This is a genomic window from Bradyrhizobium japonicum USDA 6, assembly GCF_000284375.1.
Taxonomy (GTDB): Bacteria; Pseudomonadota; Alphaproteobacteria; order Rhizobiales; family Xanthobacteraceae; genus Bradyrhizobium; species Bradyrhizobium japonicum.
The window spans coordinates 9,025,582-9,045,376 of the sequence record NC_017249.1 but is presented as its reverse complement, the minus strand read 5'-3'; the positions used below and the strand labels follow the sequence as shown (position 1 = coordinate 9,045,376).

General features: G+C 64.6%; 15 protein-coding genes and 1 pseudogene. 8 read left to right on the top strand and 8 right to left on the bottom strand.

Going from position 1 to position 19,795, the window contains the following annotated elements; genetic code table 11:
- Nucleotides 1-26: 26 nt before the first annotated feature.
- Entirely contained in the window at nucleotides 27-521 is a 495-nt protein-coding gene (locus tag BJ6T_RS41625) for a MarR family winged helix-turn-helix transcriptional regulator (protein WP_014498535.1), read from the bottom strand.
- A 127-nt stretch (nucleotides 522-648) separates the two neighbouring features.
- Here BJ6T_RS41625 and gstA point away from each other — a divergent pair, with 127 nt between their 5' ends.
- The 3 genes from gstA to BJ6T_RS41610 all read left to right on the top strand — a co-directional run bounded on the left by gstA (nucleotide 649) and on the right by BJ6T_RS41610 (nucleotide 2,235).
- Nucleotides 649-1,254 (top strand): glutathione transferase GstA, encoded by a 606-nt coding sequence (gene gstA, locus BJ6T_RS41620; RefSeq protein ID WP_014498534.1) that lies wholly within the window; start codon nucleotides 649-651, stop codon nucleotides 1,252-1,254.
- A gap of 120 nt (nucleotides 1,255-1,374) precedes the next feature.
- Complete coding sequence (locus BJ6T_RS41615; RefSeq protein ID WP_141379206.1) at nucleotides 1,375-1,719, top strand: hypothetical protein; 345 nt, start codon at nucleotides 1,375-1,377, stop codon at nucleotides 1,717-1,719.
- Between the two features lie 207 nt (nucleotides 1,720-1,926).
- Complete coding sequence (locus tag BJ6T_RS41610) at nucleotides 1,927-2,235, top strand: hypothetical protein (RefSeq protein ID WP_014498532.1); 309 nt, start codon at nucleotides 1,927-1,929, stop codon at nucleotides 2,233-2,235.
- A 450-nt stretch (nucleotides 2,236-2,685) separates the two neighbouring features.
- Here the strand turns inward: BJ6T_RS41610 and BJ6T_RS41605 are convergent, their stop codons facing one another.
- The 4 genes and pseudogenes from BJ6T_RS41605 to BJ6T_RS41590 form a co-directional block, all read right to left on the bottom strand.
- Nucleotides 2,686-4,899, bottom strand: a complete 2,214-nt coding sequence (locus BJ6T_RS41605; protein ID WP_014498531.1) for an FAD-dependent oxidoreductase — start codon at nucleotides 4,897-4,899, stop codon at nucleotides 2,686-2,688.
- A gap of 18 nt (nucleotides 4,900-4,917) precedes the next feature.
- Complete coding sequence (locus BJ6T_RS41600) at nucleotides 4,918-6,126, bottom strand: acetyl-CoA C-acetyltransferase (protein WP_014498530.1); 1,209 nt, start codon at nucleotides 6,124-6,126, stop codon at nucleotides 4,918-4,920.
- Between the two features lie 69 nt (nucleotides 6,127-6,195).
- On the bottom strand, nucleotides 6,196-7,986 hold the full coding sequence (locus BJ6T_RS41595) for an acyl-CoA dehydrogenase C-terminal domain-containing protein (RefSeq protein WP_014498529.1): 1,791 nt from the start codon (nucleotides 7,984-7,986) through the stop codon (nucleotides 6,196-6,198).
- 40 nt (nucleotides 7,987-8,026) lie between these two features.
- Nucleotides 8,027-8,413, bottom strand: a pseudogene (locus tag BJ6T_RS41590) (nuclear transport factor 2 family protein).
- A gap of 195 nt (nucleotides 8,414-8,608) precedes the next feature.
- On the opposite strand from BJ6T_RS41590, the gene BJ6T_RS41585 reads away from it, so the two are divergent.
- Nucleotides 8,609-9,199: a PadR family transcriptional regulator gene (locus BJ6T_RS41585; protein ID WP_014498527.1), complete on the top strand. Its 591-nt coding sequence runs from the start codon at nucleotides 8,609-8,611 to the stop codon at nucleotides 9,197-9,199.
- 12 nt (nucleotides 9,200-9,211) lie between these two features.
- Here the strand turns inward: BJ6T_RS41585 and BJ6T_RS42785 are convergent, their stop codons facing one another.
- The gene (locus BJ6T_RS42785; RefSeq protein ID WP_049824962.1) at nucleotides 9,212-9,961 is read right to left on the bottom strand and encodes an outer membrane protein; all 750 of its coding nucleotides are present in this window, start codon (nucleotides 9,959-9,961) and stop codon (nucleotides 9,212-9,214) included.
- Between the two features lie 319 nt (nucleotides 9,962-10,280).
- On the opposite strand from BJ6T_RS42785, the gene BJ6T_RS41575 reads away from it, so the two are divergent.
- The 4 genes from BJ6T_RS41575 (at nucleotide 10,281) to BJ6T_RS41555 (ending at nucleotide 17,867) form a co-directional block, all read left to right on the top strand.
- A complete protein-coding gene (locus BJ6T_RS41575) occupies nucleotides 10,281-13,745 on the top strand; it encodes a tetratricopeptide repeat protein (protein WP_028170208.1) in 3,465 nt (1,154 codons plus the stop codon).
- Nucleotides 13,746-14,000: 255 nt separating this feature from the next.
- The gene (locus BJ6T_RS41570) at nucleotides 14,001-15,131 is read left to right on the top strand and encodes a L,D-transpeptidase family protein (protein WP_014498524.1); all 1,131 of its coding nucleotides are present in this window, start codon (nucleotides 14,001-14,003) and stop codon (nucleotides 15,129-15,131) included.
- A 1,051-nt stretch (nucleotides 15,132-16,182) separates the two neighbouring features.
- Nucleotides 16,183-17,100 carry a sulfite exporter TauE/SafE family protein gene (locus BJ6T_RS41560; protein ID WP_014498523.1) on the top strand — a complete coding sequence of 306 codons (918 nt, stop codon included), beginning with the start codon at nucleotides 16,183-16,185 and terminating at the stop codon, nucleotides 17,098-17,100.
- Nucleotides 17,097-17,867, top strand: coding sequence for a TIGR02186 family protein (locus tag BJ6T_RS41555; RefSeq protein ID WP_014498522.1), 771 nt, complete (start codon nucleotides 17,097-17,099; stop codon nucleotides 17,865-17,867). The genes BJ6T_RS41560 and BJ6T_RS41555 overlap by 4 nt, the downstream gene beginning before the upstream one ends.
- Before the next feature lie 220 nt (nucleotides 17,868-18,087).
- Here the strand turns inward: BJ6T_RS41555 and BJ6T_RS41550 are convergent, their stop codons facing one another.
- A complete protein-coding gene (locus BJ6T_RS41550) occupies nucleotides 18,088-18,861 on the bottom strand; it encodes an MBL fold metallo-hydrolase (protein ID WP_014498521.1) in 774 nt (257 codons plus the stop codon).
- A 13-nt stretch (nucleotides 18,862-18,874) separates the two neighbouring features.
- Nucleotides 18,875-19,786 carry a DMT family transporter gene (locus BJ6T_RS41545; protein WP_014498520.1) on the bottom strand — a complete coding sequence of 304 codons (912 nt, stop codon included), beginning with the start codon at nucleotides 19,784-19,786 and terminating at the stop codon, nucleotides 18,875-18,877.
- Nucleotides 19,787-19,795: the final 9 nt, after the last annotated feature.

The window sequence follows — 19,795 nt, the reverse complement described above, 5'->3', positions numbered from 1 at the left end:
CACGGACGAGCTGGTGTGCCGCACGATCATCGCGACGGCGTGGTTTCGTTGACGTGGACGGGCGGCAGTTTCATCTCGCCGCACGAGCAGCCGAGACGGTCGAGCAGACCGCTGAGCTTGACGGCATCCGCATCGGACAGTTTCGAGCCGACATACTTTTCGATTGCGGCCGAATAGGCGCCCCACATCCGCTTCTGCAACTCGCGGCCGGCTTCCGTGATCTCCACGAACTGGCCGCGCTTGTCGATCTTGCATTCGCGCCGGGAGGCGAGCCCCTCGTCGACGAGGCGGTCGATCAGGCGCGAGGTGGAGTATTGCGGGATCAGCATTTGCCGCTCGAGTTCCACCGGCCGCAGCTCACCCGAGGGCGCCCGCGACAATTCGAGCAGCGCGTCGTACCAGGCCAGCGGCGGGAAGCCCGCCTTCTTCAAGTCCTGCTCGACGCAATCGAGCACGCGGCTCTGCACCCGCATCAGGCGGATCCAGGCCGAAGTTGCCTCGGTCGATGGTTTGCGTTTCATGGTCCCGCTCAAGCTCGTCGTCCCGTCTCTTACCCCACTCGATGCACCTGCATCAATCTTGACTATTGGATGCAGATGCATGTAGGCGTTCCTTCGGCCCAACCAAGCGTCAAGAGAAGGAAATTCCATGAAACTCTATTACTCGCCCGGCGCCTGCTCTCTGTCCCCCCACATCGCGCTCCTGGAAGCCGGCCTGCCCTATGAGCTGGTCAAGGTCGATATCCGGGCCAAGAAGCTCGAAAATGGTGAGGATTATCTGAAGCTGAACCCGAAGGGCCAGGTCCCTGCGCTGGGCCTCGACAGCGGCGAGATCGTGACCGAAGGCCCGGTCATTGTCCAGATGATCGCCGACCAGGCTTCGGCCAAGGCGCTGGCGCCGGCTCACGGCAGCTCTGAGCGCTGCAAGCTGCTCGAATGGCTGAACTTCCTCACCTCGGAGGTGCACAAGAGCTTCGGACCCCTTTTCGCGCCGGCGCTGAACGATGCCTTCTTCAAGGACCGCGTCATGGGCAAGCTGACATACATCGACAGCCAGCTCGCCGGCCGCGACTACCTCATGGGAAAGCAGTTCACGGTGGCCGACGGCTATCTCTTCACGATGCTGACCTGGGGCGACCGGATGAAGTTCGACCTCTCGGCCATGCCGAACCTGACCGCCTACAAGGCTCGCGTCGCAGCGCGGCCGCAGGTGCAGGAGGCGCTGAAGAAGGAAGGCCTTGCGCAGGCGAAGTAAGCGCATCGCACGATGCAACATGCGAAAGGCCGGATCGACGATCCGGCCTTTTTCATTGTGAACCATTCGATCGGCGGCCACGTCGAAATCGCGGAGCACCTCCAAGAGACAGCCGCCGCCATGAACATGATCGTCCTTATGACTGCCGCGGGCGCGCCGCTCGCGATGCTTGGTTTGTCGACGCCGGACCTGCCGCAGCGCAATTGCATCTTCATGATCCATCCGCAGGTCACCTCGGCCGTGTTCGAGAGCAAGGAAGGAAGAATCGTCTTTCCCGATCGGCCGACCGAATATCCGTGCAGCTACGCCAGGAAGCAGGGCGGAACGGACATCGCCTTCACCAACCAGAATGGTTGGCGCTTCGAGGTCCGCATTGGCCGCGGCGATGAAGGCAGCTGGCGAGCGAGTCTTGCCGACGATGCGGTCTCGGGGCGGGCGTTCTCGCCGTTCGGAGACCGCAAATAGAACGGGTCGGATCGTCGATCCGGCCCCTTCTCATTCCGCCCCGAGCGGGGTGGGCGCGAACCCATCTCGCCGGATCATCGTACCTATCATTAGACTTATGAACTACTGTTCGCCGAATGTAAGTAGTGCTGTCTTGTCAGTACCCGTAAAGCGCGCGAGCTTGGCGGAATTGTTAGAGGATTATTTGTACTTTCATCGGAGTTGAAGTTGACGATTGCCTTGGTCCTGATCGTCGCAAGTGCATTGGTGGGAATAGCGACCGGTTATGTTTTCAGGATCTGGGCGCTGATATTGATTGCGCCGGCGATCGCAGTTTTCTCGGCGATCATTCTTCGCGCTTACGAATTCGGCATGATGGCGGGTGTCACCGTCATTGCCATCTGTCTTGCCGTCTGCCAGCTCGCCTACTTCGCGGCGGCCTACCTGCTGCACGCGCGAGGGGTCTCAGCCCATGACGAAGTCGACGGCGAGCCAGGCGAGGGAAGCCAGCATAAAATCCGCCGCCAGCACAAGTAACGCCAAGGCGGCCCAAAGCATCGGCCCCTTGCGGCGCAGGCGCGCCGGCTTCCGTTGCGGCGAGAGGCGGCGAGTGGCGGGTCCAACAGCATATTTTGCGGTGAGATCGCGACCGAGCGCGGTCTTCCGCAGCACCAAAGAGTTCATCAAGGATACTTTCTTATTTCGTCTTCAACCTGCCGATGGCTCGGCAAGTGTCCCGACCGGGTTCGTGGCCCTGACCCTGAGCAAGACTAGTGCCAGGGCCGAGCAAAAGAACGGCGCCGCTTTGACGTGCCTATGACAATAGCGCGACACTGCGGCAGCGGGGACTCTGACACGGTTCCTACGCGAATTCTGTGACTGGTTCCACAAGCCGGGAACAAATCTGACGCACCCGTGATGACGTCTCCCCAAACAAAAAGGCCGGATCGACGATCCGGCCCCTTGTTCTCAAATGATCTTGGGTGATCAGGCCGCGGCCTTCTTCGGCGCGAAGCGGCCGTAGAAGGTTTCTCCCTTCGCGGCCATCTCCTCGAGAAGCTTCGGCGGGGTGAAACGCGAGCCGTACTTCGCCTCCAGCTTGTGGCAGAGCTCGACGAATTTCTTCGTGCCCATGAAGTCGATGTAGGACAGCGTGCCGCCGGTGAACGGCGCGAAGCCGAAGCCGAGGATCGAGCCGACATCCGCCTCGCGCGGGTCGGTGATGACGTGGTCCTCGACCGTGCGCGCGGCTTCCACAGCCTGCACCACCAGGAAGCGCTGCTTCAGCTCCTCGATGTCGAGCGTGTCAGGGTCGAGCTGCTTCGGCTGCAGCGCTGACAGCCCTGGCCACAGGCTCTTCTGACCCTTGCCCTTCTCGGGGTAGTCGTAGAAGCCCTTGCTGTTCTTGCGGCCGAGACGGCCCTGGTTCTCGACCATCTCCACCATCAGCTTCTTCTGATCGGGGTTGATGGCGTTCGGGCCGAGATCGGCTTCCGTCGCCTTCATGATCTTGAGGCCGAGGTCGAGTGCGACTTCGTCTGAGAGCGAGAGCGGACCGACCGGCATGCCGGCCATCTTGGCGCAGTTCTCGATCATCGCCGGCGGCACGCCCTCCAGGAACATCTCGTTGCCTTCGGCGACGTAGCGGCCAACGCAGCGATTGGCGAAGAAGCCGCGGCTGTCGTTGACGACGATCGGCGTCTTGCCGATCTGCCGGACGTAGTCGAGCGCGGTCGCGAGCGCGACGTCGCCGGTGTTCTTGCCTTTGATGATCTCGACCAGCATCATCTTCTCGACCGGCGAGAAGAAGTGGATACCGACGAACTTGCCCTGTTCCTTGAAACCCTCGGCCAGCGAGGTGATCGGCAGCGTCGAGGTGTTCGACGCGAAGATCACGTCCGGCTTCAGATATTCCTGCGCCTTGGCAAACGTCTCAGCCTTGACCTTGCGATCCTCGAACACGGCCTCGATGACGAGGTCGACGTCCTTCAGTGCCGCATAGTCCGCAGTCGGCGTAATGCGCGCGAGCAGCGCTTCGGCATCACCCGGCTTGGCGCGGCCCTTCTTGATCTGCTCCTCGATCACCTTCTGCGCATGCGCCTTGCCCTTGTCGGCGCTCTCTTGGTCGCGGTCGATCAGGACGACGTCGAGGCCGGCACGGGCCGAGACGTAGCCGACGCTCGCACCCATGAAGCCGGCGCCGATCACGGCGATCTTCTTCACCTTGGTCGGGGCTACGTCCTTCGGACGGCGCGCACCCTTGTTGAGCTCCTGCATCGACAGGAACAGGCTGCGGATCATCGCGGCTGCTTCCTTCGAACGCAGCACCGAGGTGAAGTAGCGCGACTCGACGCGCAGCGCCGCATCGATCGGCAGCTGCAGGCCTTCATAGACGCAGCTCATGATCGCGCGCGCGGCCGGATAATTGTCGTAGGTCTCGCGGCGATAGATCGCGTTGCCGGCCGGGAACATCATCATGCCGGCCTTGGAGAACACCGGACCGCCCGGCAGCTTGAAGCCCTTCTCGTCCCAGGGCGCGACGGCCTTGCCGCCGCCCTTGATCCAGTCCTTCGCTGCCTTGACGAGATCTGCCGCAGGGACGATCGCGTGAATGAGGTTCAGCGCCTTGGCCTTCTCGACCGTGACCGGATCGCCCTTGAGCAGGATCGTCATCGCGTCCTGCGGCGGCACCAGGCGCGGCACGCGCTGCGTGCCGCCGGCGCCGGGGAACAGGCCGACCTTGACCTCGGGCAGGCCGAGGCGCGTCTTGGGATTTTCCGCCGCCACGCGATAGTGGCAGCACAGCGTGATCTCGAAACCGCCGCCGAGTGCGAGGCCGTTGATCGCGGCCGCCCACGGCTTGCCGGAGGTCTCGATCGAGCGCAGCACCTGCGAGAAGCGCCGGCTCTGGTCGAACAGCATCTGGTTCGCGGCGGTCTCGTCCTGCTCCTTCAAGACCTTGGCGTAGGCCTGGTTCATGCCCTCGAGCATCGACAAATCGGCGCCGGCGCAGAACGCCTCCTTGGCGGAGGTGATGACGACGCCCTTCACGGCGGCGTCGGCCGTGGTCTCCTTGACGATCGCATCGAGCTCGCTGGTCGAGGTCTCGTCTAGCACGTTCATCGAACGGCCCGGGATGTCCCAGGTGACGAGCGCGATGCCGTCGGAATCGGTCTCAACCTTGAAGTTCTTGTAAGCCATGTTGGTTGCTCCCTATCCTTAGACGCGCTCGATGATGGTCGCGGTGCCCATGCCGCCGCCGATGCACAGCGTGACGAGGGCAGTGGACTTGTTGGTGCGCTCGAGCTCGTCGAGCACGGTGCCGAGGATCATCGCGCCGGTCGCGCCAAGCGGATGGCCGAGCGCGATCGCGCCGCCATTGACGTTGATCTTGGCGTTGTCGATGTCGAAGGCCTGGATGTAGCGCAGCACCACCGAGGCAAAGGCTTCGTTGAGCTCGAACAGGTCGATGTCCGACTTCTTCATGCCCGAACGCGCGAACAGCTTCTCGGTGACGTCGACCGGACCGGTCAGCATCATCGCCGGCTCGGAGCCGACGTTCGCGAAGGCGCGGATCTTTGCGCGCGGCTTCAGGCCGTACTTGCTGCCTGCTTCCTTGCTGCCGAGCAGCACGGCGCCGGCGCCGTCGACGATGCCCGACGAGTTGCCGGCGTGGTGCACGTAATTGACGCGCTCGATTTCCGGGTGCGACTGCACCGCGACTCCGTCGAAGCCGCCCATCTGCGCCATCATCGTGAACGACGGCTGCAGCTGCGCCAGCGACTGCATCGTCGTCGAGGGACGCATGTGCTCGTCCTTGGCGAGGATGGTGAGGCCGTTGATGTCCTTCACGGGCACGATGGACTTGTTGAACCGGCCCTCATCCCAGGCCGTGCCGGCGCGCTGCTGGCTCTGCACCGCATAGGCGTCGACGTCGTCGCGCGAGAAGCCGTACTTCGTGGCGATCAGATCGGCCGAGACGCCCTGCGGCATGAAGTAGGCCGGCACCGCCATCGAGGGGTCCATCGGCCAGGCGCCACCGGAGGCGCCGATGCCGACGCGGCTCATCGATTCGGCGCCGCCACCGATCACCAGCTCATGCTGGCCGCTCATCACCTGGGCTGCGGCAAAATTCACGGCGTCGAGGCCGGAAGCACAGAAGCGGCTGATCTGCACGCCGGGGACGGCTTCACCGAGGCCGGCCTTGAGCGCGGCGAAGCGCGCGATGTCGGAGCCGGCTTCGCCGACGGGGTCGACCACGCCAAGCACGACGTCGTCGACGGAATCTTCGGGCAGGTTGTTGCGGTCCTTCAGCGCCTTCAGCGGCACGGTGGCGAGCGCGAGCGCCGTCACCTCGTGCAGCGCGCCGTCTGCCTTGCCGCGGCCGCGCGGGGTTCGGACGTGGTCGTAGATATAGGCATCTGCCATGGGAGCCTCCTGATTGCAGCTATTGGTTACGACCGCGGCGCGGTCGGATCATTGGCGAAGCGGGAAGCCTCAGAAAGCTTCCGCCGGCAGTTCCATGATGGTGGCGCAGCCGGCCTGGATGCGCGCGAGATTGGCGGCGGTCTCCGGCAGCATGCGCTCCATGAAGAAGCGGCCGGTGACGAGCTTGGTCGAGAGATAGGGCGTCGCTCCGCTCGCGGCAATCTTCGCCTGCGTCACCTTGGCCATCTTCGCCCACATGTAGCCGAGCGCGACGAAGCCGAAGAGATGCAGGTAATCGGTTGCGGCAGCACCCGCATTGTCCGGCTTCGCCATCGCGTTCTGCATCAGCCAGGTCGTGGCCTGCTGGAGATGGCCGAGCGAGGCCGAGAGCGGCGCGATGAAGGGTTTTAGCGCCTCGTCGCCGCCGTTCTCCTTGGCGAAGGCCATGACCTCGCCGAAGAAGGCCATGATGGCGCGGCCGCCGTCGCGCGGCAGCTTGCGGCCGACGAGGTCGAGCGCCTGGATGCCGTTGGCGCCTTCATAGATCATGGCGATGCGGGCATCGCGCACGAACTGCTCCATGCCCTGCTCGGCGATATAGCCGTGGCCGCCATACATCTGCTGCGCCTGCACCGCGTTGGCAAAGCCGTAATCGGTGAGGAAGCCCTTCAGCACTGGCGTCATCAGGCCCATGTGGTCGTCGGCGGCCTGCCGGTCCTTCGGGTCCTCGGAACGATGGGCGACGTCGCTCTTCAGCGCGGTCCACATCACGAAGGCGCGCGCGGCCTCGTTGAAGGCGCGAATCGAGAGCAGCGTGCGGCGCACGTCGGGATGCACGATGATCGGGTCGGCCTGCTTGTCCGGCGCCTTGGCGCCTGTCAGCGAGCGGCCCTGGATGCGCTCGCGGGCATAGGCGACCGCGTTCTGATAGGCGACCTCGGACTGCGCGAGACCTTGAACGGCGACGCCGAGGCGGGCCTCGTTCATCATCACGAACATGCCCTGCATGCCCTTGTTCTCTTCGCCGATCAGCCAGCCGGTGGCGCTGTCGTAGTTCATCACGCAGGTGGAATTGCCGTGAATGCCCATCTTGTGCTCGATCGAGCCACATACCACGCCGTTGCGTGCGCCGACCGAACCATCGGCATTGACCAGGAATTTCGGCACCACGAACAGCGACACGCCCTTGATGCCGGCCGGTGCGCCCTCGATGCGGGCGAGCACGAGGTGGATGATGTTGGGGGCGAGGTCATGCTCACCGGCCGAGATGAAGATCTTCGTGCCCGTGATCTTGAAGCTGCCGTCGGGCTGGCGGACCGCCTTGGTGCGGAGCATGCCGAGATCGGTGCCGCAATGCGGCTCGGTCAGGTTCATGGTGCCGGTCCACTCGCCCGCCACCATCTTCGGCACGTAGGTCTGCTTCTGCTCGGGCGAGCCGTGCACGATCAGCGCCGCGGTCGCGCCCATGGTGAGGCCGCCATACATCGAGAATGCCATGTTGGCGGAGATCTGGAATTCGTTGACCGCCTGGCTCAGCGTCACCGGCAGGCCCTGGCCGCCGAACTCGGTTGGTGCCGACAGGCCAAGCCAGCCGCCCTCCGCCACTTGCTTGAAAGCGTCCTTGAAGCCCTTCGGCGTGGTGACACTGCCGTCATCGGCGCGCTTGCAGCCTTCGAGATCGCCGACGCGGTTGAGCGGCTGCAGCACTTCTTCCGCAAGCTTCGCGGCTTCGCCGAGAATGGCTTCGCGCACGTCGCTCGACGCATCGGAGAAGCCGGCGAGGTTGTCGTAGCGATCGATCTGGAAGACGTCGTTGAGCAGGAAGTTCACGTCTTCGACGGGGGCTTTGTAGATCGGCATGGTGGTCTCCCGGCAGGCGGTCTGAAGTGATGATGTTGGCTTATGATTGAGCGGCGGCCAACTGCTCCGCCATCAGGCGGTGCAGCATGTTGATCGCCTTGAGCGGACGCACCATCACCTTGAAATGGGTGATGCGTCCCTCGGCATCGAAGGTGATGATGTCGACACCGTTGATCTCGATGCCGTCGATGACATTCTTGAATTCGAGAACGGCGCCGTTGGCGCTTTTCCACTCGCCGACATAGGTGAAGCCGGGACCGCCGAGCACCTTCTCGGCACTGGCGAGATATTTGAAGGTGATGTCGCGTCCGCGCTGCGGCGAATGCACCACGGGGCTTTCGAACACGGCATCGGGATGGAGCAGGTCCTAGAGCGCGGCGCGGTCGTGGGACTTCATAAAGGCGTACCAGGAATCGAGGCCGGTCATTCTCAGGTGCCTCCCTTGATCAAAGGCCTTCTTGGTCAAAGGCCTTGGCAAAAACGCGAAAACAACCCCATGCACAGTAGCGCAATGGCCGATAAGGGCGGGTCTGAAGCCCGTCTCATATGCACATTGACGCATATGCACCGATGCGCATAAAGTCAAGTCAATTGGTCGGGACCTCGAAAGGGAGCTGGTGCCATGGCGCTCGGCGACGCAATCCTCGCATGCCTGACGGAACGTCCGATGACGGGCTACGAGCTCGCCAAGACATTCGATTCCTCGATCGGCTTCTTCTGGAAAGCCGACCACCAGCAGATCTACCGCGAGCTCTCCAAGCTGCGCGACCGCGGCTTCATCCAGGGCCGCGAGGTCGTGCAGTCAGGAAAGCCAAACAAACTGATTTATACGCTGACTCCCGAGGGCCGAACAGCGCTGCGGCACTGGGCCGCGCGGCCGAGCACACCGCCCTCGATCAAGGACGACCTGCTGGTGCGGCTGCACGCGCTCGACAGCATCGACATCGAGCCCATGCGCACCGATCTGATGGCCCGGCTGGAGCACCACCGCGACCGGCACGAGAATTACGAGCGGATCCTCAAGAAGCGATTTCCGGAGGGCTCGGCGTCGGGCGTGCTCGACCTCGGCAATCTGCTGCTGCTTCAGCTCGGTGCCCGCCACGAGCAGATGGTGGCCGATTTCTGCGAGGAGGCGCTCCAGGCCCTATCGGCGATGAGCGGCAAGGGCACCGTCGTGCCGCTGGACGACGGCAAGCGCGAGGGGAAGGGCTGAGCCTGCGCAGCCCTAGTACTTGGTGACGACCAGCCTATCCCAGTTGAACCGGACATTGACGCCGGTGCGGACGATGTCGTCCGTCAGCCTGACGTCGCGGGTGACGGCGCCGCTGATCGGCGGATCGACATATCGTTTGCTGCCAAAATCGACGTGCACATATTCGAGCTTGAGGGTCACGGCGCCCCAGGTATCGACATAGGCCGCCCATTCGCCACCGAGCCCGGCCGCCAGGCCGGTGCGGGTCTGGGAGCTGGTGACCTGCACCACCCGGTTGGACACGGTGACCTCGGTGCCGGCGAAGGCGATACCGGCCGTGCCATAGATCAGGAACTGATCGAGCGCGTAACCGACACGGCCGCGGAACATATCGATCCATTTTTCCCGCGTGCCGCTCGTCACCCCGACGTTGAAGGGCGGCAGATCCTGCACCTTGCCGTGCTGGTTGGTCCATGACGCGTCGTTCTCGAAGCCGAGTACGGTCTTTTCGATCTGGAAATCGCAGCCGAAGACACCGCCCGCGACGGCCGCGCCGCTGAGATTGAAAGTCCCTGTGATCGTCGGCCCGGAGACGTCGCCGGCGCGCCGGACATGCTCGCTCTTGCCCCAGTTGCCGCCGCCCTGGATGCCGACATAGCAGCTGGTCCAATTGTATCCCGCGGGCGCCGCTGCCTTCACCGCAGGCGCTGCCGCCGGGGCATCGGCGGCAACGGCATGCGATGCCAGTCCGGCCGCCATCGCGGCCACGAGCAACCTTTTCATGTCAGCCCACAATCCAGTCAGGCAAGAACCCGCCCGTGGATCGGGCCGCTCTCTATCCCTTGAGACGTGCGGATCGGGCGCGTGGCGAAATCTTTGTCGGGGCGCGGCTTCGGAGCGGGGCCAACGGCGGCAATCGGGTTCCCGACGCCCAACTTTAAGACACCGGCAACGCGTTCCTTAACCCGTTATTTACCGTAACAGGAAAAAGTCGGTTTTCGAGGCAGACGACCCGCGCCAAATCCGATTGTCTTTGCAACCGGCACGCGTGGGGAGGCTGGAGGCGCCGGGTGGGGCGCCGGAGTCGGAACCGGACAGAGTCATGAATTCGCGCGTATCGTGGAGTGTTGACGGCATCGATCCATCCGTCAGGGAGCGGGCCGAAGCTGCTGCGCGTCGCGCCGGCATGTCACTCAACGATTGGCTGAACTCCACGCTCGGCGAGACGGCCCCGCCGAACTTTCGCGGACCTTACGATCAACGCCAAGAGCAGCGTCAAGAGCAGCGTCAGGATCAGCGCCCGCAACAGATGCCGAGCCAGGAGAGCCGCGACGTCGCCGACATCCATCAGCGGCTCGACGCGATCACCCAGCAGATCGAACGGATTTCAAAGCCCGCGCCGCGGCCCGACGCGTCGCGGCCAGACGTCTCGCGCGAGCAGGGCGTCGCGCGCCAGCTCAACGACGCGATCTCGCGGCTCGATGCGCGGCTGTCGCAGATCTCGAAGCCGCAGCAGCCTCAGCCGCCGCGGCCGGCACCCGTCGAAACGCGCCAGCGCCAGGCCGATGCGGTCGAGCGTGCCGCAGCCCAGGTCTATCGCAACTCACCGCCCTTGAGCCCCGCGTCGTTCGACGTTGCCGTCGCCGAGATCACGGCACGGCAGAGCGAGCTCGACGGCTTTGCGCCGCGGCAGATGCCGCCGCGCGCCGCGCCGTCGATTGCACCGACGGCAGCTCCTTTCGCGCCCCCGATGGCGCCGCCCGCGCCTGCCTATGCACCGCCGCCCCCGCAGCCGGGGCCGGATTTCTCGTCGCTCGAGCGCCATTTGCTCAAGATCACGAGCCAGATCGAGTCGCTCCAGCGCCCTGACAACACCGAGCAGGCGATCAACGCTTTCCGCGGCGAGCTTGCCGAGATCCGCCACGCCATCACCGAGGCGATGCCGCGCCGCGCGATCGAATCGATCGAGAACGAGATCCGCTCGCTGCACCGTCGCATCGACGAGACCCGTTCGTCGGGGACGGATGGCCAGGTCCTGTCGGGCATCGAGCACGCGCTGTCCGAGATCAAGCAGGTACTGCGCACGCTGACGCCGGCCGAGCAGCTCACCGGCTATGACGAGGCGATCCGCAATCTCGGCGCCAAGCTCGATCTGATCCTGCGCGCCAATGACGATCCGTCGACGGTGCGCCAGCTCGAAGGCGCGATCTCGGCGCTGCGCGGCATCGTCTCCAACGTCGCCTCCAACGAAGCCCTGGCGCGTCTTTCCGAAGACGTGCAGCTGCTGTCGTCCAAGGTCGACCAGGTCACCCGCTCGTCCGGCCCCAGCGACAGCTTTGCCGTGCTGGAGCAGCGCATCGCGGCGCTCACCGCCGCGCTGGAAACGCGCGAGCGGCCGCAGCCGTCCGAGAGCAGCGAGCATCTCGAAGCCGCGATCCGCGCGCTGTCGGACCGTTTCGACCGCATGCAGGTTGGCAACGATTCCGCGTCGACCTTTGCGCATCTCGAACAGCGGGTCTCGTATCTGCTGGAGCGGATCGAAGCCGCCTCCGATCCGCGCAACGGCAACTTGAGCCGCGTCGAGGACGGGCTGCACGACATCCTGCGGCATCTGGAGCGGCAGCAGGCGACCTATTCCGCCCTCGCCGAGAGCCGCAATTCGGCACCGTCTGCCGATTCCGGCATGGTCGATCTGGTCAAGCGCGAGCTCTCCGACATCCGCTTCAGCCAGGCCGAGACCAACCGCAGCACCCAGGATTCGCTCGAGGCCGTGCACAGCGCGCTCGGCCATGTCGTCGATCGCCTCTCGATGATCGAGGGTGATCTGCGCGCGGTGCGCACGGCGCCGCCGGCACCCGCTCCGCAGCCGATGCCCAGTTCGACGTCCATGTCGATGCCGATGGCCGCGCCCATGGAGCCCGCGCCTGTCGCGCGCGAGCCGCAGCAGCCGAAATACGATCCGAAGCCGGAGCTGCAGAACCCGGCCGCCGCGCAACAGCCGCCACAGGGCGCCTTCGTCGCCGCGCCGCGCGAATTCCATGCCGCCGCACCGGCCGCGCCGCCGCCGGTGCCAACGGCACCGCCCGTTCCGCCGCGTGCGATCAGCGAGATCCTCGAGCCGCACACGGTGCCCACGCGCGCCGCGCTCGCACCGGAATTGCCGCCGGACCATCCGCTCGAACCGGGCACACGGCCGGGCGGCCGCGTCGCCACGCCCTCGGAGCGCATTGCCGCGTCCGAAAGCGCGATCAGCGAAATCCCCGCCGCGCCGAAAGAGCCGGTGTCGTCGTCGAGCTTCATAGCGGCCGCGCGCCGCGCCGCGCAGGCGGCCGCCGCGCAGCCGGAAAAGCCGGCTCGCGGTGCCAAGGCAAGTGCAAAGGCAGCCGCCAAGGCGGCCATCGCAGGCCGCACCAAGGACAAGAGCCAGGAAGGCGGCTCGACCATCACCTCGAAGATCCGCTCGCTGCTGGTCGGTGCCAGCGTGGTCGTGATCGTGCTCGGCACCTTCAAGATGGCGATGAACCTGCTCGATGGCGGCAGCGCGCCGCCGTCACCGCAGGCGATGGAGAATTCGTCGAGCGCGCCCGCGCCGCAGGCTCCTCCGGCGCCGGTCGAGACCAAGCCCGCCACGCCCGAGCAGGTCACGCCGTCGATGACCTCGCCGACGCCGATCGGGAAGCAGTCGCTGAACAATCCCGCGCCGGCTCCCGTGGCAGGGGCGGGCAGCTCGGCTTCGGTCGAAATCCCGCCGGTCCCCGCGACGCCACCGCCGCCTGCGGCGAGCAACGACGTCACCGGCGCGCTGTCGGGCGCGAGCCGCGCGAAGCTTGGCATGATCCAGGTGCCGCCGAGCGAGAAGCTCCCTGACGGCATCGGCGGTCCGGTGCTGCGCACCGCCGCGATGAAGGGCGATGCGACCGCGGCCTACGAGATCGGCGTGCGCTTTGCCGAGGGCAAGGGCGTCGCTGCGAACTACGATGAAGCCGCCAAATGGTACGACCGCGCGGCGCAGGCCGGCGTGGTGCCCGCGACCTTCCGCCTCGGCACGCTCTACGAGAAGGGCCTCGGGGTGAAGAGGGACGCCGACATCGCCCGCCGCTACTACACGCAGGCCGCCGAGCGCGGCAACGCCAAGGCGATGCACAATCTCGCGGTGCTCGACGCCGACGGCGGCGGGCGCGGCGCCAATTACAAGAGCGCGGCGCAGTGGTTCCGCAAGGCCGCCGATCGCGGCGTCGCCGACAGCCAGTTCAACCTCGGCATCCTCTATGCCCGCGGCATCGGCGTGGAGCAGAACCTCGCCGAATCCTACAAATGGTTCACCCTCGCGGCCGCCCAGGGTGACGCGGATGCGTCGGGCAAGCGCGACGACGTCGCCAAGCGGCTCGATCCGCAGTCGCTCGCCGCCGCCAAGCTCGCGATCCAGACGTTCAGCGCCGAGCCGCAGCCCGACGACGCCGTCAACGTTCCCGCCCCGAACGGCGGCTGGGACAGCGCGCCGCAGGCAAACGCAAAGCCCGCGCCGAAGCCGGTCGCGACCAAGCGCTCGGCCTCCGCCGCGCATTAAACAGTTTTAGGGCGTGTGCTCATAAACCTGCGCTGCACTTCGCGTGAGGTCCGCTCTGCCTCTGATAGCGGCGCGTTGGCGCACCCCACCCTAGCTCCGAGACGGGCCAGAAGCGACGAGACCGAGCGTCTTGGCATCCCCAAGGCCAACGATGAGCTCGAACTTCTCCGGCGACTGCGGCCATCTGGGCTTGCCTTACGAACCCACTGACTACACGCTACCCAAATGAGCAGATTCCACGTCCGCGGAAAGGTCATGATCGGCGCCACGGCACTCCGTGCGCTTGTGCTGACTGCAGCTTTTTTCGCGGCGTTGTCGCCGGCCACCTGCCTTGGCGAAAACAGCAACCGCTTGCCGGCCAAGGCTACAAAGGAGCTACCACCCGAGTTGCTCTCGCTGCTCCGACAAAAGAAGATGCCAAAATACTCGCCTATCCTTGTGCGCGTCTTCAAGCAAGAGGCGGAGCTCGAAGTCTGGAAACAGGACGCCACCGGCCTCTTCAAAATCCTCAAGGTGTACCCGATCTGTCGGTGGTCGGGGGATCTCGGGCCGAAACGGAAGGAGGGTGACCGTCAGGCTCCAGAGGGGTTCTATACGATTACTCCCGAGCTGATGAATCCCAACTCCGATTACCATCTCGCGATCAACGTCGGCTTTCCCAACAGCTTCGACAAGGCAAACAATCGCGACGGCAGCTTGCTCATGATCCATGGCGACTGCTCATCGAGCGGTTGCTATGCCATGACCGACGAACAGATAAGCGAGATCTATTCGCTAGCGCGGGACTCCCTCGGCGGCCGACCGTCCTTTCAGGTCCAGGCATATCCATTCCGCCTGACGCCGGCAAACCTGGCGCAGCATCGAAATAGCCCGAACCTCTCCTTCTGGAAAATGCTCAAAGTCGGCAACGATCACTTCGAGACGACGCATCTCGAACCCAAGGTGGACGTGTGCAATCGACGCTATGTGTTCGATGCGCAAGCTCCACCAAATTCGCCGTATCCTCTCGTGTTCAGTCCCACCGATAAATGCCCCGCGTTTGTCGTGGATTCCAAAATTGCGCGGCGGGCGCTTGAGAAGCAACGTACCGACGAACTCGAATTCACGCGATTGCTCAATGACAACGTGCCGGCAGCCCCGATCTATAGCGGACTGGACGGCGGAATGAACGAGGCTTTTCTAGCAAAGTATCTGGTCAGAGTGACGCTTGCGAAAGTGATGCCGTATGCATCTTATCTGCCGCAACTGCCGCCAATCCCCTGGGTCACCAACGATGGTTCGTTGACGAGTAGATGGTTTGGCACCTCGTTCTCGAAACCGATTGCATGTGATCTGACTCGTTCCAGCTTCCTGTCGACCGTCGTGGAAGGAGACGACGGGTGCTAGAGCGCCTGGTCTACTTCAGGCTTGCATCCAGAGTCAGCTACCGGGTCACTGCCAGACCTCGCCAATGCTTTCTCAAGGTCTGAATAAGCGTGAGCAAATCTCGTCCGCTACGCCCCACCAAGCTGACCTCAGTGAGGGGTGTCGCCACTTCGCTGATGGGCCAGAAGCGGTCTAGCTGTCTCCCAGAGCTTCATTCCCCTCGCCGAAGGGCCTTCCAAGCCAAAAGCGTGGCTGCGAAAAACGAAATGGTGCAAAAGGCAACAGTTCCCAATGCGCGGACATTGGGACGTGGCTCGTTCATCCACACAACCGCGGCCAAACAGAGAAACGCAGGGACGACGCAAGCTTGCGTAGCGATATATTGCTTCCGCAGCGCCAGCGGAGCACGAGGACTCCAGATGAAAGCATCGACCTCGAACCTACGAGAAACGGTGTCCAACGGCTCGTAGGGATGTGACTTAGCGAGCTCCGCCATCACGTTCATGAAACCCCATCCGGCAATGCCGAGGAGAGCAATGGCGAGCATGCACAAAAGGGGTGACATCCCGCATCCCATAACATCTGCATCGCGGCCGGAATAGTTCGCCTGGGTCACAAGCCGCCGATCACGTTCAAGATGGCAGACTTCCGCTTTGCGCTGCTAATCCGACCTCTATGAGTACGCGCCCTAGTACGTACTTTGCTCTTGTCGTCGCCCGGCTTGCCGCCTTCGGCTGAAGCTTCGGCGTGCCGAGCGCTCGTGTGGGCCTCGGCGTAGCCTTGGCGGAGCCGGGACCGGGCGACCCAGTATTCTAGAGACGCCGGTTTGATGGGGAGAGGCTGCGGCGTACTGGATGCCCCGGTCAAGCCGGGGCATGACAGCGGAGCAAGTGGCGAAATCCCAGGCTCGCAGTGAAACAGCGGTCTGATCCTGCTTCGCTCGTTCACCACGCGTCAAGATTTCTGATCCGCGCCCCCGCGAATTCCGCTATTGAGGGGCGCGGCAATCGTTCCGACCGTCCGGCGAGCATTCCCGCGCAATCGATCCATTTCGCCGGAGTGTGGTCCTTCGATGCAGCTCTATCTCCCGATCGCCGATCTGCCGGTCAACATCTTCCTGGTGTTGGCGATGGGTGCGGCGGTCGGCTTCGTCTCCGGCATGTTCGGGATCGGCGGCGGCTTCCTGATGACGCCGCTCCTGATCTTCATCGGGATCACGCCGGCGGTCGCGGTCGCTTCTGTTGCGAGCCACATCGCGGCTTCCTCCTTTTCCGGCGCGCTCTCTTATTGGCGGCGGCGTGCGATCGACCCGGCACTGGCGAGCGTGCTGCTATGCGGCGGCGTCACCGGCACGGCGCTCGGGGTGTGGACCTTCACGCAGCTTCGCGCGCTCGGCCAGCTCGATCTGATGATCGCGCTGTCCTACGTGGTGCTGCTCACCACCGTCGGCAGCCTGATGTTCTCCGAGGGCCTGCGCGCCCTGATGCGGACCCGTCGCGGCGCGGTGCCGCCACGGCGCACGCACAGCTGGATCCACGGCCTGCCGCTGAAAATGCGGTTCAAGCGCTCGAAGATCTACCTCTCGGTCATTCCGGTCGTCATCGTCGGCATCGTGATCGGCTTCATCGGCGCCATCATGGGCATCGGCGGCGGCTTCATCCTGGTGCCGATCATGATCTACCTGCTGCGGGTGCCGACCTCGACGGTGATCGGGACCTCAATGGTTCTGACGCTGGTCACGATGCTGATCGCGACCTTGCTGCATGCGGTGACCAATCACCTCGTCGACGCGGTGCTGGCGCTGATCCTGATGGTCGGCGGCGTCACCGGCGCGCAGTTCGGCGCCCGCGCCGGCCAGAAGATCCGCGGTGAACAGCTGCGGCTGTTGCTGGGCCTGCTGATCCTTTCGGTCGGCGTCCGCTTCGCCATCGAGCTGGTGATCCGGCCCGAGGATCTCTTTACCATCCGCGAATTGGGAGTGAGCGGATGATGCGCGCAGCTCTCGCAGTCATTCTCGTCCTGCTGCTCGGCTCAGCCGCGCGTGCCGAGCGACTGATCGTGTCGGTCTCCAACCATCGCGTCACCGTGACGCCGAACTATTCCGGCGAAGAACTGGTGCTGTTCGGCTCGGTCGAGAAGGACGCCTCCACGCCTGCGGACCGCAAGAGCTACGACCTCGTCGTCACCGTGATGGGCCCGCGCGCCGACATGGTGACGCGGCGCAAGGAGCGCACCTTCGGAATCTGGATCAACACCGACTACCGGCAGTTCCTGGCGGTGCCGAGCTATCTCGCGCTGTTCGCCAACCGCCCGTTCGATATCATCACCTCGCCCGAGATCGCGCGGCGGCAGCAGATCGGGCTCAACAACGTGCTGCTGACCCAACGGGTCAGCGGCGACTATGCCGACGTGGTGCCGAACGATGCGTTCCGCTCGGCCTTCATCCGCCTGCGAACCCAGAAAGGTCTCTATCGCGAGGACCCGAGCGCAGTGACGTTCCTGACACCGACGCTGTTCCGCACCGGCATTCCACTGCCGGAGGAGGTGCCGATCGGCACCTATGAGGTGGAAATCAAGCTGTTCGCCAACGGCGCGTTGGTCACCAAGACCGAGACCGCGTTCGAGATCGTCAAGGTGGGCTTCGAGCAGTTCGTCGCGACGAGCGCGCGGCAGCACGGGCTGATCTACGGTCTCGCTACGGCCGCGATGGCCCTGATGACGGGGTGGATGGCGTCGATCGTGTTTCGGAAGGATTAGCGTCCGTCATTGCGAGGAGCACCTCTCTCTCCTCCCGTCATCGCCCGACTCGACCGGGCGATCCAGTATTCCAGAGGCCTTCGTCGAATAGCTCGCTCTCGCCGCCGCGGCGTACTGGATGCCCCGGTCCCGGCTCCGCCAAGGCTACGCCGGGGCCACAGGGGTGCTCGGCCGCCGAAGCTTTAGCGAAGGCGGCAAGCCGGGGCATGACAGCTGAGGCTCACGGCGCCTCAACCACCGTCGGCACGCCCGGCACCAGCAATCGCAACCGGGTCCCGAAGCCGAGCACATCAAAGGTCTTGCGCAGATCCTCGCTGTTCTGGCGGAAATGCGCCCAGCCTTCGGTGTGCACCGGCACGATCATCGCATGTGGAAAGGCGCGCGCCGTCTCGATGGTGTCGTTGGTGTCCATGGTGAGATGGAACGGCCCGCGCGTTTGCGCCGCGCCCGCGAATGGCAGCACCACGCCGCATTTGAAACGGCGCGCGACCTCGGCGACACCGTCGAACCAGGTGGTGTCGCCGCTGATGTAGACGTCGCTCGTATCCGTCCGGCTCGAGGACACCACGAAGCCGATCACGTCGCCCGACAGCGGCTCGATGCCGGCCGGGCCGTGGCGCGCGGGCGTCGCGGTGATCGTCAGCGTGTTGCCGTCACGGTCCTTCAGATGCGAGGTCGCCCAGGGCGCGAGGCCCTCGACATGGCCGCCCAGTCGTTTTGCGCCGGCCTCGGTCGTCAGCACGCGCTTTGCGTGTTTGAGATACGCGCGGCCGGAATTGTCGAGATTGTCGGAGTGCTGGTCGTGGCTGAGCAGGACGGCATCGATCGGGCCGATCGCGTCGGCCCTCACGGCCGGCCCGATCGTCTTTTCCAGCGTCACATGCGGCAGCTGATAGGCGCCCGGCGCATCGAAGGTTGGATCGGTGAGCAGGCGAAAGCCGTCGATCTCGATCAGCGCGGTAGGGCCGCCGATCAGGGTGATGGAAATGGGCATGAGAAAGCTCCTCTTACGCGACGGGCTTTGCGGGGCGCGTCACCAGGTAAATGCCGAGCGCGACCGGGATGATGCCGAGCAGGTCGCGGGCCTCGACATGCTCGCCGAGCACGATGTAGGCGAACAGCATGCCGAGCGGAGGCATGAGGAAATGATAGGCACTCGCAGCCGTCGCGCCACACACTTTCAGGAGATGAAACCAGAGCCAGTAGGCGAGGATCGAGCCGCCGAGCACAAGGAACGCGAAGGCGCCGACCAGGCCCGGGGTGAAATCGATTGCGCCGACGTCGGCAAAGGTGAACGCGACCGGCGTCAGCACGATGCCGGCGGCGAGGTTCTGCACGCCGTTGCCGATCCACAGACTTCCCCTCGGCGCGAGCAGCTTGAACAGAATCGTGCCGGCGACGATGGAGGCGAGCGAGGCCAGGGTGAAGACGATGCCGTGCAGGGAGTCGGTGCCGACCGACAGGCGATGCCAGACGATCAGGGTCACGCCGATGATGCCGAGCAGGAGACCGCCTGCCTTGCGCCAGGTCATGCCTTCGCCAAGCAGCAACGCGGCGAGCGCCGCCGTGAACACCGGATTGGCCGATACGATCAGGCCGCCGAGGCCGGCGGAGACCGATTGCAGGCCGGTATAGCCGAGCCCGAGATAGAGCGCGTTGTTGGCGATGCCGAGCACGGCGAAGATCGCGGCATCGCGCCAGGACAATGACCAACCATCACCGCGGATCAGCGTGGCGCCGAGGATCAAAATGCCGGCAAGCGAGAAGCGCGCGGCGAGCAGGATCAGCGGCGGGCAATGGGTGACGCCGATCTTGCCGGCGACGAAGGCATAGCTCCAGAGCAGGCAAAACAGTCCGATGGCGAGCGGCAGCGTGTTGAAGCGGCTGGGGGCTGCGGGAAGCGAGGTGGCGAGGGACATGGGGGCATT